This is a genomic window from Actinoplanes solisilvae, from assembly GCF_003999975.1.
GTDB classification, from domain to species: Bacteria; Actinomycetota; Actinomycetes; order Mycobacteriales; family Micromonosporaceae; genus Actinoplanes; species Actinoplanes solisilvae.
In genome coordinates this window covers 800,799-816,962 of sequence record NZ_RJAC01000002.1, presented here as the reverse complement: position 1 = coordinate 816,962, position 16,164 = coordinate 800,799, and the positions used below count along the sequence as shown (strand labels likewise).

The following is a 16,164-nucleotide window of genomic DNA, read 5'->3' as shown; positions in this document are numbered from 1 at the left end:
CGCCGTTTACGTCGCTACCGGGCGTGAGTGACGATCTGCCACCCGTTTAGGGTCATCGGCATGGACTCCATCGACCTCCGGCTGATCGAGCTGCTACGAGAGAACGCCCGCTCGTCGTACGCCGAACTCGCCCGCAAGGTCGGGCTCTCCGCGCCCGCCGTGCACGAGCGCGTCGGCAAGCTCGAGGCGGCCGGAACGATCCGCGGCTACCGGGCCGAGGTCGACCACGACGCGCTGGGTCTGGGCGTCACCGCGCTGATCGGCATCATCGAGGACTCGGGCGCCGACACCGACGACGTGCTCGCCGCCCTGCGGGCCATGCCCGAGGTCGAGAGCTGCTACTTCATGGCCGGCGTGGAGTCCTATCAGCTGACCGTGCGGGTCGGCACGATCGCCGAGCTCGAGCAGCTCATCGTGCGCGTCAACCGCACCGCCGGAGTCGCCTCCACCCGCACGGCGATCGCCCTGTCGACGAAATGGGAGAACCGGCCGCAGCCCGGCCCGGGGCAGTAGGGGCCGCGCGGCCGCTCAGAAGCCGCCTGAGCCGCCCAAACGGCTCGTTGGGGTTACGTTACCCAACCCGGTTGGCCAAGCCCGGATAGTCGACGACGAAGCCGTCCTCGTCGATGGTGAGGTCGGCGCTGAACGTCTCGCTCGCGAACCGGACCCGGCCCTCGCCCAGCGCGGTGTAGATCTGGTCGGCCTGCACCACCTCGAGGCTCGGCAGCAGCACCCAGACCACGCTGATGCGGTGCGCGACGCCGATCTCGTCGGCCGCGGGCTTCTGCAGCCCGAGACGGCGTACGGGGAGGGTGTTGGTCAGCGGGGAGCCGCCCAGGTCGACGTCGAACGCGCCGAAGAACCGATCGGAGTCCTCGAAGCCGGGCAGACCAGCGGCAGCGTGTCCGGCGGAGGTCAGCACCACATCGAGGTCGCCCTGTTCGGCGGTGGTGGCCCGCCACGTTCCGGCGGCCAGTTCGAGGCGGACGCTGCGACGCCAACCGGCCCCCTCGGCGGTGACGTCGAAGTGCGCGGTGACCCAGCCGGGATCGGTCCGCAGTTCGTAACGGCACGTATAAGGGATCGGGTCGACGGCCAGAGCCGTGCCGCGGGCATACAGGCCGTTCGCGGCGTCAAAAAGGGCATGTTCTGTTCCGGCGGTGTCCTTACGTTGCCAGAACAGCGAAGCGGGCAGCGGCGACATGCCTTCTTCCTACCCGGGCGAAGCGCCCCGGAAAAGCAGACGCCCGGCACTTCGCAGTGCCGGGCGTCTCATCGTGCGTCTAGCTCAGGTTGCCTCAGTACGAGCGAGCCGGGCGCGGGGTGCCGAAGCGGTCCGAGGGCCCCTCGCGGCGGTCGTTGCGCTGGCCGGTGTCGCGACGGAAGCCGCCGGCCCGCTCGCCGTTACGGCCGAAACCACGGTCGTCACGGGGCCGCTCGCCGCCACCGGCGAAGCCACCACGGTCGTCGCGGGGCCGGTCGCCACCGGCGGCGAAGCCACCGCGGTAACCACCCCGGTCGCCGGACGCGGCGCGGTCGCCGTAGCCACCGCGGTCGCCGCTCGCCGGCCGGTCGCCGTAGCCGCCCCGCTCGGGACGGTCGCCGTACGGACGCTGCGGACGGTCACCGCGAGCGCGGTCGCCGTAGCCACCGCGGTCGCCGGCCGGCCGGTCACCGTAGGACCGTTGCGGACGGTCACTGCCGGGCCGGTCGTCGAACGAACGCTGCGGACGGTCACCGTACGAACGCTGCGGACGGTCACCGCGGGGGCGGTCGCCGTACGAGCCACGCGGGCGGTCGCGGTCGCCGAAGCGGCCACGCGGCCGGTCGCCACGCTCGCGGCGGGGCTCCGGCTCGTCGACCACGGGCACACCGCTCGGCTCACGGGCACCGGTGATCTCGGTCAGCTTCTCGTCACCCGTGCGCACGCGGGTCTCGTCCGGCGAGACGCCGGCCTTCGACATCATGGCCTGGGTGCTGCGGCGCTGCTTGGGCAGAACCAGCGTGACGACGGCGCCGGACTCGCCGGCCCGGGCGGTGCGACCAGCCCGGTGCAGGTAGTCCTTCGGGTCCTTCGGCGGGTCGACGTGCATGACCAGCGAGATGCCGTCGACGTGGATGCCGCGGGCGGCAACGTCGGTCGCGACGAGGACGCTGGTGCGGCCCTCCTTGAACTCGGCAAGCGTGCGGGTGCGGACCCGCTGGGTCTTGCCGCCGTGCAGGCCACCGGCGCGGACGCCGACCTGACGGAGCTGCTCGACCAGCCGGTCGACGCCCATCTGGGTGCGGGCGAAGACGATGGTCTTGCCCTCCCGGTTGGCGATCGAGGCGGCGATCGGGAACTTGTCGTGCGGCGGGATCAGCAGCAGGTGGTGATCCATCGTGGACACGCTCGCCTCGGCCGGAGCCGTCGAGTGCGTGACCGGGTCGTGCATGAACCGCTTGACCAGCGTGTCGACGTCACCGTCGAGGGTGGCCGAGAACAGCAGCCGCTGCGACTCCGCCGGAGTCTTGGCCAGCAGCTCGGTGACCTCGGGCAGGAAGCCCATGTCGGCCATCTGGTCGGCCTCGTCGAGGACGGTGATCTCGATGTCGTCGAGCTTGCACGCGCCCCGCTCGATCAGGTCGCCGAGGCGGCCCGGAGTGGCGACCATGACCTCGACGCCGCGGCGCAGCGCGTCCATCTGACGGTCGTACGGGACGCCGCCGACGGCGGTCTTCAGGAAGACGCCGACCGAACGGCCCAGCGGCATCAGCGCGTCGGCGACCTGCATGGCCAGCTCACGCGTCGGCACCAGGATCAGGGCCTTGGGGTGGTGCGGGCGGGCGCGGCCGCCCTGCGAGACGCGGGCCAGCAGCGGCAGGCCGAACGCCAGGGTCTTGCCGGAGCCGGTCTGGCCACGGCCGAGAACGTCGCGACCGGCCAGCGCGTCGGGCATGGTCGCGGCCTGGATCTCGAACGGGGTGGTGATGCCCTCACGACTGAGGACGCGCACCAGCTCGGCGGGAACGCCCAGCTCGGCGAAGCTCGGGAAGACGGCCGGCGCCTCGGCCGGCTCGTCGGCGACCTCGGCGTCGGAGGTCTCGGCACCCTCGTCGGTCAGGTCGGCCGCCACGGGAGTCGTGTCGGCCGGAGCCACGACGACCACGGTCTCAGTGGTCTCGGGGGTGGGCTGCTCGGTGGCGGCCTCGGAGTCAGAACGGTTTTCGAAGACGGACGGGAACGTGCTGGGATCAGCGAAAGTGGTCAAGAGAACCTCTCTACGGGGGCGCATGCTCGCGAATGGCCCGCCGCGGCTACCGAGAGCCGGCCGCTGTAATGCCCGCAAGAACGCCCGTGGCGTGCTCCGCAAGGGCACGCCGCGTCAACAACTGTCATAAGTGTACGGCTCAACGTTCGGCGCGCCGACCGCATTCCGCGCTGCTAGTGGGCAGGCTCACCCACCACCGCGCGCTTGCATGAGGAGCTTGAAAGGTCGTCACGCAAACCCGGCAAGCTTAGGTCAAGCTCGGCGTCTCACCAAATCGGGCACCCGATGAATCGGGTGCGCCGCGTCACGAGAAGATCCCGCCGATCCAGTCGCTGAACGAGTTTCCGGCGGTGAGCAGGAAGACGATGCTCACCGTGACGAGCAGGCCGAGGACGACCAGCATGGCGATCGCGACCTTCAGATTGCCGCGACGCCGGTCGACGACCTCGTCACGCCAGCCCTGGGCCAGGATGTGCCCGGTCAGTGAACCGGACGTCTCGACCGGGTTCATCGACACCGGCATCGTGGCGTCGATCGTCTCGTAGCCGCCGGTGCCGTAGACCGTGCCATGCATGCGCTGGTGAGGCACGGAGACCGTCGGGTCGAAGCCGGGCGGGTAGGCCGGGGCGCTGACCTGGGTAGCCGGCGCCGAATCGGGCCGCGCGCCGGAAGCCGGGTTGCCGGTCGGGCGGACGACGATCGTCGGGTCGGGGTCGCCGGGGCGCACGGCGATCGTCAGGTCGGGGTCGCCCGGGCGTACGGCGATCGTCGGGTCGGGGTCGCCGGGACGGACCGCGATCGTCAGGTCGGGGTCGGAGGGGCGCACGGCCACCGTCGGCTCGGGATCGAAGCCGGGCGGATAGGCCGGGGCACCGGACCGGGCGGACGGAACCGGCTCGGACCGCGGGGGCGGAGCCGACTGGGACCGCGGCGGGGCGCCGAACGGGCGAGGGGAACTCGCTCCGGTCGGCGGGCGGCCGGAAGCCGACTCGACGACCCCGAACGGGGTCGTGGCCGGCGCGGAACGACCGCCGGTGGCAGGCGGCACGGTGTAGGACGGCAGGCCGCTCGACGCCGAGGAGATCATCGGCGGCGGGGGCACGATCGGCGGCGGGGGGCCCGGGACGGGGCTCGGCGAAGGACCCGGCGGCACCGGGGACGGGCCGGGGCCGGGCGGTACGGGCGAGGGGCCCGGGCCCGGGGGTACGGGCGAGGGGCCCGGGCCCGGCGGAACGGGAGACGGGCCGGGCCCGGGCGGAACCGGGCCGGGTGTGGGGCCGGGCGTCGGGAAGGGGCCCGGGGTGGGTGCCGGGAACGGGCCGGGCGCCGGCGGGGCCGGGAACGGGTCGGGAGGCTGGATCGGGCCGGGCTCGGGGCTCGACGGATCGGGCTTGCCGGGCTCGGGGCGCGACGGCGGCGTGGGCACCGGGGCCGGCGGCGTGGGCTTGCCGGGCTCGGGCCGCTCGGGCTCAGGGTCGCCCGGCTCGGGCTTGCCGGGCTCGGGCTCGGCCGGGGCGGGGTCGCCGGGCTGCGGCTCGGCGGGTTTCGGCTCGGACGGCTGCGGCTCGGACGGCTGCGGCTCGCCGGGGCCGGGCTTCGGAGCGGTGGCCTGAGGTGGCGACACCTTGGCCCGGGCCACGACCGAGCGGCTCTCCTCGCCCGGAGCCGGTGCCGGTGCCGGTGCCGGTGCCACGATCGGCGCGGAAGGCGCGGCCGAGACAGGCGCCGAGGCGACGACAGTCGGGGTGACCACCTTGGCGCCGAAGGCTTCGAACGGCTGCTCGGCCGGCTTGGCATCGTCGGCCGGCTTGCTGCCGTAGACCGTCGCCTCGCTCGCCGCGCGGCCGGAGGAACTCGCCGCCGGGCTGGAGGAACTCGCCGCCGGGCCGGAGGAATCGGAGCTGCCGGAGCCGGGCACGCTGGCGCGGGCGGCGCCGGAGCCCAGCGTCGTCGGCAGACGCCGGCCCGAGCCGTCGACCCGCTCGGGCACGAGACCGGAGCCCGCGGGGCTCACCGGCCGGGCCGAACCGACAGCCTTGGGCTCAGCACCCTCGGGCGACGAAGCAGCGTCGGCCTCCGAGGCCGGACCGGTCGCCTTCACCGAGGCGGTGCCGGAGCTCCCGCTCGACGACGGCTGGGTGGCCCACAAAGCGCCTCGTGCGGGCGGGGGCGGGGGAGCGTACGCATCCTGGTCGCCGCTCGCCGACGTCCCCGAAGACGGCGGCTCACTGCCGTCGTTGTCCGGTTTCGCCTGCCGCTCGTCCATGGATCCTCCAGACCGCCGCGTGCCGACGGATTCGGTCGTCGGGCGCTGCACATAACCGTGCCATATCCGTGCGCGTCAGCACACCCGGCATCAACCGGCCCCCGCCCGGGAGTCGCCGCTGACCACCGGAAAGACGAAATTCGAGCGCCTCTCGGTGGAGACGGCCCTGTCCTGCGCGGCCGAAGCGTACTTGGCGGCCGCGAGGGGGCGTCAGGAGCCGGAGGAGGACGAAGACGACTCGGGTGACGACTTGGTCGACTCGGACGTGGCCGGCTTCTTGGACGACGAGCTCGAACCACCCGACGGGGTGGAGTCACTGGAGGTGGCCTTCGAGCTGGTCGTGCCGTTCGACGGGCTCGAGTCCTCGGTGTCGTCCTCGGACGGGGAGTTGTCGGGGGAGCCGGTGCTGGTCGACCTGGTCGACGTCGGCTCGCTGTCGGGCGGGTCGGTGGTCGGCTTGGGCGTCTCGGCCGGCGGGTTCGACGTCGTCGTCGGGGTCGACGGCGAGGTCGAGGTGGACGGGGACGTCGAGGTGGACGGCGAGGTCGAGGTCGAAGGCGACGTCGAGGTGGACGGCGAGGTCGAGGTCGAAGGCGACGTCGAGGTGGACGGGGACGTCGAGGTGGACGGCGACGTCGAGGTCGAAGGCGACGTCGACGGGCTCGTCGGCGGCCGGCTGGTGGTCGGCGGCTTCGTCGGCTTGGTCGGCGGACGCGGGTTGTCCGGCGTCGACGGCGGCTCGGGGTCGGGGGCGTTCAGCTCGGGGCCCTGCACGACGCCCTCGATCGAGCCGAAGACCCGGGTCGCCTGGAACAGCCGCGACCACCGCACCGGCGTGAGCCGCACGTTGAGACCCGTGCGAGGGGCCTCGACCATCATGGCCACGCCGTTGTAGACGCCTGCGTACATTGCGACGTGGTGGATGTCACGCCAGCTGTTCGAGTAGCTGAAGAACAGCAGGTCACCCGGGAGCAGGGAGTAGCGCGACACGACCCGGTCGCTGGTCTGGTCGTACTGGTCGCGGGAGACGCGGCGTAGCTGGAAGCCGGCGTCGCGGTAGGCCGCCCACATCAGGCCGGAGCAGTCGTACTGGTCGGGGCCTTCCTCGGACCAGACGTATGGGTCGCCACGCTGGGCGAGCGCGAACTTGAGCGCCCGGATGGCCCGCGCGTCGGCACTGCGCCCGGCCTCGGAGCCGGCGAGGTAACCCGTGCCGAGAGCGCTGTCGACGCCGGCCTGGCGGGCCTCGGCAGCCCGGATCTCGGGGGCGTGCGCCGCCTCGAGACGCTGCTGCGCGGCCTGCTTCTGCTTGATCTGCTTGTCGAGCGCGGTGTATTTCGTCGCCAGGTCGGCGTTGCGATCGACGCTCAGCGCGTGCTCGTCGAGCGCGAGCTGGGAGTTGATCTGGGCCAGCTCGATCTGACGGGCGATGGCCTGGGCGGTGCCGTCGCCGCGCTGCAGCCGCGCGAGGTTGCCGAGGTCGGACAGCCCGCCGATGCCGCCGGGAGGCATGCCCGCGGCGTCGATCATGGATTGGGCCGCCGCGTCGGCCGCGGCCGAGCGGGCCTGCAGCAGATTGGCCGCGGCCTGGTCGAATTTGAGCTTGGCCGCGGTTTCTTGCTCGACAGCGAGCCGGCGGTCTTCGCCGAGCTGGATGAGCTGGTCGCCGAGCCCGCTGATCTCGTTGCGGCCCTTTTCGACCTGCTGCAGCACGGGGGTCAGGGCGACGCCGCTGAGCGACGAGGTCGGGGTGGCGGTGGGCGTCTTCTGACCGGGGAGGGTCAGGCTGCCGAGCGCCGTCGGCCGGGACCCGGAGTCGGGAACGGCGAGGTTGAACGTGTCTTGTGGGGCGTTGGCCGGGTCGGCCAGAGCGGGAACGGGCTGGAAGAGGGCGGCAATGGCGGCGGCGGCAACGGCAGTGAACGCGATCGGGCGCCACCACGGGCGCGCGATGCGTGATCGTCGTAGACCGACTCGTCCTGTCGCCATGTGCTCCCCGTCCGTCGCGGCGTGGGGGCGCCGCGTTCCGTTCCCCCTAAAGACTTACAGCAAGATGGACACACCTGTCGATTGATCCCAGGTGAAAGAAGGCTGGGAATTGAGCGAACGGCGGCCCGCGCCAGACGGTCGGCCGAGGCCCGGACGTAGGCTCGACGGCGACGTGGTCGAGAGGGGCGCACATGGATGCCGGGCTGAAACGCGAGCTCGAGGCGAAGGTCTACGCCGGTGAGCGGCTGAGCCGCGAGGACGGCGAGGCGCTCTACGCGAGCGACGACCTGGCCTGGCTCGGCCGGCTGGCTCACCACCGGCGCACCGAGCTCAACGGTGACCGGGTGATGTTCAACGTCAACCGTCACCTCAACCTGACCAACGTGTGCAGCGCCAGTTGTGCGTATTGCTCCTTCCAGCGCAAGCCCGGCGAGAAGGACGCGTACACGATGCGCATCGACGAGGCCGTGCGTAAGGCCAAGGAGATGGAGGACGAGCAGCTCACCGAGTTGCACATCGTCAACGGCCTGCACCCCAGCCTCCCCTGGCGCTATTACCCCAAGGTGCTGCGCGAGCTGAAGGCCGCGCTGCCGAACGTGAAGCTCAAGTGCTTCACGGCCACCGAGGTGCAGTGGTTCGAGAAGATCAGCGGGCTGCCCGCGAGCGAGATCCTCGACGAGCTGATGGACGCCGGGCTCGAGTCGCTGACCGGCGGCGGCGCCGAGATCTTCGACTGGGAGGTCCGGCAGCACATCGTCGACCACAACTGCCACTGGGAGGACTGGTCGCGCATTCACCGGCTGGCCCACCAGAAGGGCATGCGTACGCCGGCGACCATGCTCTACGGCCACATCGAGGAGCCTCGCCACCGTGTCGATCACGTGCTGCGGCTGCGTGAGCTGCAGGACGAGACCGGTGGCTTCGCGGTTTTCATCCCGCTGCGCTACCAGCACGACTTCGTCGACTCGCAGGACGGCAAGGTCCGCAACCGCATCCAGGAGCGTACGACCATGGCCGCGCCGGCCGAGTCGCTCAAGACGTTCGCCGTGTCCCGTCTGATGCTCGACAACGTGCGGCATCTAAAGAACTTCTGGGTCATGCACGGCCTGTCGGTCGCCCAGCTCTCGCTGAACTTCGGCGCCGACGACCTCGACGGCTCGGTGGTCGAATACAAGATCACTCACGACGCCGACTCGTACGGCACCCCGAACACCATGCACCGCGACGACCTGCTCGACCTGATCTGGGACGCCGGTTTCCAGCCGGTCGAGCGGAACACTCGCTACGAGGTCGTCCGCGAGTACGCCCCCGCCCCCTCGCTGGCCGAGCGCCGCAGCGAGCCGCAGAAGGTGTGGGCCTGACACGGCTCATCAGGGTCGCGGCCTGCTGGCGTACCCTCGGGTTGTCATGACCGACACGAAGAGTGCGCGCCGTCCGCGCCGCGACCCCAATGGACGCCTGAGCACGATCGGTGACCTGCTCGGCACCGCCCTGGCCGGGCTGGTGACCGGTGCTGTCCTGCTGCTGATCCTCGAGGCGATCCTGTCGCTGACCCGCATCTCCGAGTTCGGCGCGACCAGCGGCTGGCTGGCGATCATCCTGCCGGTGTGGCTGTTCGTCGAGGAGTTCCGGGCCGAGGGTTTCGGCGCCTCGCGGGTGGTGGTCGTGCTGCTGGCCGCGGGCTTCGGCGTGGTCGCCGGGCTGACCCTGGCCGGTTTCGCGGCGAGCCAGTTCCCGACCCTGGTCAGCGGTCTGGTCGGCGCCGCCGCTCTGACTGTCGTCTATTGCCTGGTCTGGTTTTATGGCCTGCGGTGGCTCAGCCACCGGGCAGGTTGAGGAGAGAGACATGCATCCCGCCATCAAGTACACGCTCGCGCGCGTCGGCCTGTTCGCGGTGGTCCTTCTGCTGCTCTCGATGTTCCCGCTCAACATCCTGGTGTCGGGCATGATCGCGATCGTCGTGTCCATGGTGCTGTCGTACTTCCTGCTGGCCAAGTGGCGTAACCAGACGAACGAGCAGCTCGCCGGGGCCCTGGGTCGCCGCGCGGCCGAGAAGCAGCGGCTGCGCGCCGCGCTCGCCGGCGACGAGGACGCGGCCGCCGAGGGCGACCGCGCGGGCGACAAAGTCGAGCCGGACGCCGACCGCGCGAAGTGACCGAGGCCAACCCGGCGGAACCAGCCGGTTGATCACGCAGAGCGTGGGATAGCGTCACGGGGACCGCGTCTCAGCGAAGCCGGTGTGAACCCGGCGCTGTCCCGCAACTGTGTGGCCCGTCATGGGTCGAGCCAGGTCGCCTGAGCGCGGTCGCGAACCAGCGCTCCCGGGGAGGGGCGCCTCGCGGGCGGTCTCCCGTCGGCGAAGCAAACGCACCCGGCCGACCGGAGGACCTCATGAGACCTCGCCTGCTCACCGCCCTCGTCGCGGTGTCGACCTTGATGATCGCCGGTGCCTGCGGCGACAGCACCGAGCCGTCGAGCTCGCCGCCGTCGAGCGCGAGCGCCGCGGCCTTCCCGGCGACCGTCGGTGATCTCACGCTCGACAAGCGGCCCGAGAAGATCGTCTCGCTCAGCGCGACCGCCACCGAGATGCTCTTCGCCATCGGGGCGGGGCCGCAGGTCACGGCGGTCGACGACCAGTCGACCTACCCGGCCGACGCGCCCAAGACCGACCTCTCCGGTTTCAAGCCGAACGCCGAGGCGATCGCGGCCAAGGACCCCGATCTGGTGGTGCTCTCCAACGACATCGACAAGATCGTGTCGCAGCTCGGCGCCCTCAAGATCCCGGTGCTCCTGGTCCCGGCCGCAGCCGACCTCGACGGGACCTACAAAGAGATCGGCGAGCTGGGCACGCTGACCGGCCATGCGGACGAGGCCACGGCCCTGAGCACCCGCATGAAGGCCGACATCGACAAGATCGTCAAGGACGTGCCGGCCCGCACCACGCCGCTGAGTTACTACTACGAGCTCGACCCGACGCTCTACACGGTCACCTCGAAGACGTTCGTGGGTTCGATCTTCTCGCTCTTCGGCATGAAGAACGTGGCCGACGCGGCCGACGCGGACGGATCCAAGGGCGGCTATCCGCAGCTCTCCGCGGAGGCGCTGGTCAAGGCCAACCCCGACACCGTCTTCCTGGCCGACACGAAGTGCTGCCAGCAGTCGGTGCAGACCGTCACGGCGCGCAAGGGCTGGAGCACCGTCACCGCGGTCAAGACCGGCCAGATCTACCCCCTCGATGACGACATCGCCTCGCGCTGGGGCCCGCGCACCGTCGACCTCGTGCGTTCGGTCGCCGACGCCTTGGCCAAGGTCCCCTCATGACCGCGGCGCTCCGGGGACGGTCCCGGGGCGTCGTCAAGCCGGCCGGTCTGCGCGCCGGCTGGCTGGCCGGTGGCATCGTCGCGGTGCTGGTCGCGGCGATCGCGGGGCTGGCCTTCGGGTCGGTCTCGCTGCCGCCCGGCGGGGTCGCGATCGAGCTGCTCAACCTGCTGCCCGGCGTGCACCTGCACAGCGGCCTCACCACCCGCGAGGTGGCGATCCTGACCGAGCTGCGCCTGCCCCGGGTGGTGCTCGGCCTGCTCGTGGGCGGGCTGCTCGCCCTGGCCGGCGCCGCCTATCAGGGGGTCTTCCGCAACCCGCTGGCCGACCCGCACCTGCTCGGCGTCGCGGCCGGCGCGGGCCTCGGCGTGACCGCGGTGATCTCGCTGCGCACCGGGGCCGTCGGCGACGTCACCTCCGACCTGCCGATCGGGGTGCCGGTCGCCGCGTTCGCCGGGGCGCTGATCGCGGTCGCGATGACCTGGCTGCTCGGGGCGGCCGGGGGCCGCGACCGTTCGCCCGCCACGCTGATCCTGGCCGGGGTCGCGGTCTCGGCTTTCCTGGCCGCCGGGCAGACCTACCTTCTGCAGCGCAACGTCGAGACGCTGCGCGAGGTCTATTCGTGGCTGCTCGGCCGACTTGCCACGGCGGGCTGGCACGACGTGCTGATCGTGCTGCCCTACGCCGTCCTGACCGCCGTGATCGTTCTGTCCCAGCGGCGCGAACTCGACGTGCTGACCGTCGGCGACGAGGAGGCGACCGGGCTGGGTCTGCATCCGCAGCGCAGCCGCTACCTGCTGATTGTGGCGGCCTCGCTGGGCACGGCGGCCGCGGTCTCGGTGTCAGGCCTGATCGGGTTCGTCGGCATCATCGTGCCGCACACCATGCGCCTGCTGGCCGGGCCTAGCTATCGCTCGATCCTGCCGCTGTCGGTGCTCTTCGGGGGCGCCTTCCTGGCCCTGGCCGACCTGTTCGCGCGCACCGCCGGGGGCCAGGCCGAGATCCCGATCGGCGTGATCACGGCCTTCTTCGGCGCGCCGTTCTTCATCGTGGTGCTGCGGCGCAGCCGGGCGGTCTCGTCATGAGTGACCTGGCCATTCGGGTCCAAGCCCTCCGCGTACGCCTGGACGGGAACTTGATCGTGGACGGCGTCGATCTGGACGTGGCCCGGGGCGAGTGGGTCACCGTGATCGGGCCGAACGGGGCGGGCAAGTCCACGGCGCTGCGGGCGATCGGCGGTCTGCTGCCCTTCGCCGGCACGGTCGAGCTGAACGGGACCCCGGTCGACCGCCTGCACCGGCGCGAGCGGGCGAAGACGATCGCCACGGTGACCCAGTCGCCCACGGTCCCGTCGGCGATGCGCGTGCTCGATTACGCGCTCCTGGGCCGTACGCCCTATATCGCACCTCTGGGGCGGGAATCGGTGGCCGACATCGCCGCCGTCGAGGAGGTCCTCGAGTCGCTCGACGTGACGCGCTTCGCCGATCGGCGGCTCGAGACGCTCTCGGGCGGCGAGCGGCAGCGTGTCTTCCTGGCGCGGGCGCTCGCTCAAGGGGCCGGCGTTCTGCTGCTCGACGAGCCGACCAGCGCGCTCGACATCGGCCACCAGCAGGAGGTGCTCGAGCTCATCGACCGGCTGCGCCAGGAGCGGGCGCTGACCGTGCTGACGACGATGCACGACCTGACCACGGCCGGGGAGTACGCCGACCGGATCGTTCTGCTCGCCGAGGGCACGGTCGTGGCCGCCGGGACGGCCCGCGAGGTGCTCACCGAGGAGAACCTGGCCAAGCACTACCGGGTGCGGGTGCGGGTCATCGAGGGCGAGCACGGCCCGCTAGTCGTGCCCGTTCGCTCCTAACACCGAGAACAGGCCGCCTTGCGGGTCGGCCAGCAGGGCGTAGCGTCCGATGGGGAGAGTCGTCGGCGGTTGCACGACGACACCGCCCAACGCCAGCGTGTGCTCGGCCGCGTCGTCGCAGTCGTGCACCGCGAAATAGACCATCCAATGCGGAGTGACATCGTCCGGCCAGTCCTGCGGGAGCATTTGCTGCAGGCCGCAGACCGGCGTCTCGCGCACCTTAGCCACCACGTAGGGCACGCCTGACATCGAGCTGTTGCGGAACTGCCAGCCGAACACCGCGTGGTAGAACGCCATCGCGCCATCGAGGTCGCGGGTGTTCAGCTCGTTCCACGTGACCGAACCGGGCACGTCGAAGAGCTCCGCGCCGCGCATCGTGCCCGGCTCCCACACGCTGAAAGGTGCGCCGCCCGGGTCGAGGAACGCGGCCATGCGGCCCTGGTCCTGCACGTCGAACGGCGGCACCAGCACCTTTCCGCCGGCCGCGGCCACCTGGGCGGTGACCTCGTCGGCGTCGCGTGTGCGGATGTAGGTGCTCCACGCCGTCGGCTGGCCCGCCCCGTAGAGCGGGCCCGCGCCGGCCACCGGCAGCCCGTTTCGGAGGAAGGTGACGTAATCGCCGGAAACCTCCGCCGTCCACCCGAACAGCGCGGTGTAGAACCGTTGCGCGTCTTCGAGATCGGCGGTGCCGAGATCGACCCAGGCAGGAGATCCGGGTGTCGATGGGGTCATGGCCGCATCGTCGCACCGTGCACCTTTGGACAGGCTTAAGTGTCGTTGTTCTAGCTGAACCGCCGACCCTCGTCGCGCCGATAGGCCCATACCGCGAGCGCTCCGAGCACGATCGTCCAGGCCACGAGCGTGATGATCGAGCCCGGGTCGTAGGGGAAGTCGCCGACCGCGGCCCACATGAGCCGGGCCGCGCCACCGGTCGGCAGATAGGGTGCCAGATCTTCGACGATGCCCGGCGCCATGCCCGGCCCGGTCATCAGCCCGCCCAGGAAGGCGAGCGGGAAGAACAGCACCTGGGCCACCACGACGGCCGCCTTCTGCGGCATCGAATAGCCGATGGCGAGTCCCATCAGGATGAACGGCACCGCGATGACGGCGGTCGTCACGGCGGTGATCACAAAGCCGAGCGGGGTCGTGGTGGCCTCGGTGAGCAGCCAGGCGATCAGCACGACGGGCACGAGCGAGACGGCCATCAGGCACAGCCCGGCCAGGATGCGGCCGGCGAAGCGGGGCAGGGCTCCGGCGGGAAGAGTGCGGACGTACGGATCCCAGGGTTGCGCCCGGTCCTCCGAGACGCCCACGCCGTGCTGGAAGAGGTTGGTCGTCATCACCGAGAACGTGATCATCGAAACGGTGGCGTAGGTCGCGTACTCGGCGTTGTCACCGACGAACGGTACGACGAAGGCGAGCATGGCCGCCGACGGGAAGAACGCGCTGCCGAAGACGGCGATCGGGATGCGGAAGGTCTCGAGGAGCTGGAAACGGGCGTGGGTGAGCGCGAGCGACGACAACGGATCCTCCTAGGCGGGAGCCGGTTGGCGGGTCAGAGCGAGGAAGGCCTCTTCGAGCGAGGTCGGGCGCACTTCAAGATCAACAAAGGCGATGCCGTACGTCACCAGGTCGCGAACGAGGCGGTCGGCGTCGGCGGTCAGCAGGTGTACGCGGTCGCCGTCGCGCTCGGTCTCCGTCACGCCGGCCAATTCGGGCAACGGCTCGCGCACCGTCAGGCTGACCCGGCGGACGGCGACCAGACCGCGTACGGCCTCGACCGTGTCGTCGGCGAGCACCCGGCCACCCCCGATCACCACCACCCGCCGGGCCAATGCCTCGATCTCTTCCAGGTAGTGGCTGGTCAGCACGACCGTGCCACCGTCGGCGTGGAAGGAACGGATGCCGTCCCACAGCAGCCGGCGAGCCTGCACGTCGAGGCCGGTGGTCGGCTCGTCGAGGAACACGATGCGAGGCCGGCCGACGAAGGCGAGCGCGACCGCCACCCGCCTCTTCTCACCGCCGGACAGGCCGCCGGTCTGGCGTCGTACAAGGTCGGTGAGCCCGAATCGCTCGAGCACCTCACCCCGGGGCAGCGGATTGTCGTAGTGGGCGGACACGAAATCGACAACCTCGCCGACGCGCAGCGAGGCGGGCACGCCCGTCTCCTGTGGAGTCACACCGAGCAGGCGGCGGCTGGCCGCCAACCGCGGGTCGCCGCCCAGCAGCTCGACCCGGCCCGACGTCGGGCGCCGGATACCGGTGAGCAGGTTGACCAGCGTGCTCTTGCCGGCGCCGTTGGGACCGAGCAGGCCGACCAGCTCGCCGGCCTCGACGTCGAACGAGACCCGGTCGAGAGCGACCTTGTCGCCATAGTGGCGGGACACGTCGACGGCGCGGGCCAGGGTCATGACTCCTCCTGCGGGTTCAGCAGCGCGCGCAGCGCCGCGGTGTAGTCGTCGAAGGCGAGCCGGCCGCGCCGCGTGAGCCGCACCAGGGTGGCGGGCGTACGGCCGTGGTGGGTCTTGGTGACCTCGACGTAGCCCGCGTCCTCGAGCTTGCGCAGGTGGACGGAGAGGTTGCCGGCGGTCATGCGCAGCGACTCCTGAAGGCGGGGGAAGGTGATGCGGTCGTCGTCGCGCAACACCGAGAGGGCGGAGACGACGCGCAGCCGGGCCTGGGCGTGGATGACGGGGTCGAGCTCGGTCACGCCGGGTTCGCTCTGGTCGGTCATCGCAGCCGCATCCACCCGACCAGGCCGGCGACGATCATGCCGCCGCCACCGGCCACCGCGACGATCAGCGAGTGCCACCCCGGGCCGACGATGACGCCGACGATGTTGATGACACTCGTCCAGGCGCCGAGGACGAAGAGGTTGCGGTCGTCCCAGATAGCGCCCCCGGCCATGTGCAGGGCGCCGGTGAGCGCGACCATGCCGCCGGCCCAGAGCAGGCCCGCCCGCGCCTCGGGCAGATCGCCGCTGAACTGGGCGAAAACGGTGGAAAACGCGGTGAAGGCGATCGACCAACTCAACCCGTACATCAGGCCCTGGCGGTTGCTCGGGCCCTTGATGCGGCGGCTGACCTTGCTGCCGGCGACGCCGGTGATGATGCCGGCGGCGATGAACAGAGCGGTCAGGACCAGCAGCGGCAGCCACGCGGGCAGGTCGACGATGACCCGGCCGTCGGGGCCGAAGCGCAGGAAGAAGAACGTGAAGCCGACCAGCCACGCGAAGCCCCACGGCCAGAACATCAGGCGGGGGTCGGGCGTGAGCTCGCGGCCGAGGTTGGCCCGCTCGCGAGCGATCAGCGCGAGTGACTCGGCCGGGTTGACGGGTGGGGCGTCGTCGTCGATCGGGGTCATGCAAAGAACTTTACCGCATAAAGTCAAAGAACTTTGTGCCACAAAGTTGCCAGCCCTGTGGACAGCGAGCCGGGCCTGTGGACAGCGAGCCGGGCCTGTGGACAGCGAGCCGAGCCTGT

16 protein-coding genes and 1 riboswitch are annotated in these 16,164 nt (G+C 71.2%); of the genes, 7 read left to right on the top strand and 9 right to left on the bottom strand.

The window, feature by feature from the left end; all coding sequences use genetic code 11:
• The first annotated feature begins 60 nt into the window (after window positions 1-60).
• Window positions 61-513 carry an Lrp/AsnC family transcriptional regulator gene (locus EER30_RS10785; RefSeq protein ID WP_127500176.1) on the top strand — a complete coding sequence of 151 codons (453 nt, stop codon included), beginning with the start codon at window positions 61-63 and terminating at the stop codon, window positions 511-513.
• 58 nt (window positions 514-571) lie between these two features.
• Here the strand turns inward: EER30_RS10785 and EER30_RS10780 are convergent, their stop codons facing one another.
• The 4 genes from EER30_RS10780 to EER30_RS10765 form a co-directional block, all read right to left on the bottom strand.
• A complete protein-coding gene (locus tag EER30_RS10780; RefSeq protein WP_205650160.1) occupies window positions 572-1,204 on the bottom strand; it encodes a putative glycolipid-binding domain-containing protein in 633 nt (210 codons plus the stop codon).
• 94 nt (window positions 1,205-1,298) lie between these two features.
• Window positions 1,299-3,251: a DEAD/DEAH box helicase gene (locus EER30_RS10775; RefSeq protein ID WP_240669932.1), complete on the bottom strand. Its 1,953-nt coding sequence runs from the start codon at window positions 3,249-3,251 to the stop codon at window positions 1,299-1,301.
• 304 nt (window positions 3,252-3,555) lie between these two features.
• Window positions 3,556-5,517, bottom strand: coding sequence for a hypothetical protein (locus EER30_RS49590; protein WP_127500175.1), 1,962 nt, complete (start codon window positions 5,515-5,517; stop codon window positions 3,556-3,558).
• Between the two features lie 210 nt (window positions 5,518-5,727).
• On the bottom strand, window positions 5,728-7,506 hold the full coding sequence (locus EER30_RS10765) for a C40 family peptidase (RefSeq protein WP_127500174.1): 1,779 nt from the start codon (window positions 7,504-7,506) through the stop codon (window positions 5,728-5,730).
• A 191-nt stretch (window positions 7,507-7,697) separates the two neighbouring features.
• Between EER30_RS10765 and mqnE the strand changes: the two genes are divergently transcribed.
• The 6 genes from mqnE to EER30_RS10735 all read left to right on the top strand — a co-directional run bounded on the left by mqnE (window position 7,698) and on the right by EER30_RS10735 (window position 12,682).
• Entirely contained in the window at window positions 7,698-8,867 is a 1,170-nt protein-coding gene (gene mqnE, locus EER30_RS10760; RefSeq protein ID WP_127500173.1) for an aminofutalosine synthase MqnE, read from the top strand.
• A gap of 46 nt (window positions 8,868-8,913) precedes the next feature.
• A complete protein-coding gene (locus EER30_RS10755; protein ID WP_127500172.1) occupies window positions 8,914-9,342 on the top strand; it encodes a hypothetical protein in 429 nt (142 codons plus the stop codon).
• 10 nt (window positions 9,343-9,352) lie between these two features.
• Complete coding sequence (locus EER30_RS10750; protein ID WP_127500171.1) at window positions 9,353-9,661, top strand: DUF4229 domain-containing protein; 309 nt, start codon at window positions 9,353-9,355, stop codon at window positions 9,659-9,661.
• Between the two features lie 78 nt (window positions 9,662-9,739).
• Window positions 9,740-9,797, top strand: a riboswitch (cobalamin riboswitch).
• A 100-nt stretch (window positions 9,798-9,897) separates the two neighbouring features.
• Window positions 9,898-10,827 (top strand): ABC transporter substrate-binding protein, encoded by a 930-nt coding sequence (locus EER30_RS10745; protein ID WP_127500170.1) that lies wholly within the window; start codon window positions 9,898-9,900, stop codon window positions 10,825-10,827.
• Window positions 10,824-11,909 carry a FecCD family ABC transporter permease gene (locus EER30_RS10740; RefSeq protein WP_127500169.1) on the top strand — a complete coding sequence of 362 codons (1,086 nt, stop codon included), beginning with the start codon at window positions 10,824-10,826 and terminating at the stop codon, window positions 11,907-11,909. Before EER30_RS10745 ends, EER30_RS10740 begins: the two co-directional genes overlap by 4 nt.
• The gene (locus EER30_RS10735; protein ID WP_127500168.1) at window positions 11,906-12,682 is read left to right on the top strand and encodes an ABC transporter ATP-binding protein; all 777 of its coding nucleotides are present in this window, start codon (window positions 11,906-11,908) and stop codon (window positions 12,680-12,682) included. Before EER30_RS10740 ends, EER30_RS10735 begins: the two co-directional genes overlap by 4 nt.
• Here the strand turns inward: EER30_RS10735 and EER30_RS10730 are convergent.
• From EER30_RS10730 to EER30_RS10710, 5 genes are read right to left on the bottom strand one after another with little or no spacing between them, the layout of a single operon-like run.
• On the bottom strand, window positions 12,659-13,414 hold the full coding sequence (locus EER30_RS10730; protein WP_127500167.1) for a VOC family protein: 756 nt from the start codon (window positions 13,412-13,414) through the stop codon (window positions 12,659-12,661). The genes EER30_RS10735 and EER30_RS10730 overlap by 24 nt on opposite strands.
• Before the next feature lie 50 nt (window positions 13,415-13,464).
• Complete coding sequence (locus EER30_RS10725) at window positions 13,465-14,205, bottom strand: ABC transporter permease (protein WP_127500166.1); 741 nt, start codon at window positions 14,203-14,205, stop codon at window positions 13,465-13,467.
• 9 nt (window positions 14,206-14,214) lie between these two features.
• The gene (locus EER30_RS10720) at window positions 14,215-15,093 is read right to left on the bottom strand and encodes an ABC transporter ATP-binding protein (RefSeq protein ID WP_127500165.1); all 879 of its coding nucleotides are present in this window, start codon (window positions 15,091-15,093) and stop codon (window positions 14,215-14,217) included.
• The gene (locus EER30_RS10715; protein ID WP_127500164.1) at window positions 15,090-15,416 is read right to left on the bottom strand and encodes a winged helix-turn-helix domain-containing protein; all 327 of its coding nucleotides are present in this window, start codon (window positions 15,414-15,416) and stop codon (window positions 15,090-15,092) included. Before EER30_RS10715 ends, EER30_RS10720 begins: the two co-directional genes overlap by 4 nt.
• The gene (locus EER30_RS10710; protein WP_127500163.1) at window positions 15,413-16,045 is read right to left on the bottom strand and encodes a transporter; all 633 of its coding nucleotides are present in this window, start codon (window positions 16,043-16,045) and stop codon (window positions 15,413-15,415) included. The genes EER30_RS10715 and EER30_RS10710 overlap by 4 nt, the downstream gene beginning before the upstream one ends.
• Window positions 16,046-16,164 lie beyond the last annotated feature (119 nt).

Excerpts from the sequence above, each read along its gene's own strand:
- EER30_RS10750 (WP_127500171.1), top strand. The coding sequence starts at position 9,353 with ATGCATCCCGCCATCAAGTACACGCTCGCGCGCGTCGGCCTGTTCGCG.
- EER30_RS10715 (WP_127500164.1), bottom strand. The coding sequence starts at position 15,416 with ATGACCGACCAGAGCGAACCCGGCGTGACCGAGCTCGACCCCGTCATC.
- EER30_RS10730 (WP_127500167.1), bottom strand. The coding sequence starts at position 13,414 with ATGACCCCATCGACACCCGGATCTCCTGCCTGGGTCGATCTCGGCACC.
- EER30_RS10735 (WP_127500168.1), top strand. The coding sequence starts at position 11,906 with ATGAGTGACCTGGCCATTCGGGTCCAAGCCCTCCGCGTACGCCTGGAC.
- EER30_RS10710 (WP_127500163.1), bottom strand. The coding sequence starts at position 16,045 with ATGACCCCGATCGACGACGACGCCCCACCCGTCAACCCGGCCGAGTCA.
- EER30_RS49590 (WP_127500175.1), bottom strand. The coding sequence starts at position 5,517 with ATGGACGAGCGGCAGGCGAAACCGGACAACGACGGCAGTGAGCCGCCG.
- EER30_RS10785 (WP_127500176.1), top strand. The coding sequence starts at position 61 with ATGGACTCCATCGACCTCCGGCTGATCGAGCTGCTACGAGAGAACGCC.
- mqnE (WP_127500173.1), top strand. The coding sequence starts at position 7,698 with ATGGATGCCGGGCTGAAACGCGAGCTCGAGGCGAAGGTCTACGCCGGT.
- EER30_RS10765 (WP_127500174.1), bottom strand. The coding sequence starts at position 7,506 with ATGGCGACAGGACGAGTCGGTCTACGACGATCACGCATCGCGCGCCCG.
- EER30_RS10720 (WP_127500165.1), bottom strand. The coding sequence starts at position 15,093 with ATGACCCTGGCCCGCGCCGTCGACGTGTCCCGCCACTATGGCGACAAG.
- EER30_RS10740 (WP_127500169.1), top strand. The coding sequence starts at position 10,824 with ATGACCGCGGCGCTCCGGGGACGGTCCCGGGGCGTCGTCAAGCCGGCC.
- EER30_RS10745 (WP_127500170.1), top strand. The coding sequence starts at position 9,898 with ATGAGACCTCGCCTGCTCACCGCCCTCGTCGCGGTGTCGACCTTGATG.
- EER30_RS10780 (WP_205650160.1), bottom strand. The coding sequence starts at position 1,204 with ATGTCGCCGCTGCCCGCTTCGCTGTTCTGGCAACGTAAGGACACCGCC.
- EER30_RS10755 (WP_127500172.1), top strand. The coding sequence starts at position 8,914 with ATGACCGACACGAAGAGTGCGCGCCGTCCGCGCCGCGACCCCAATGGA.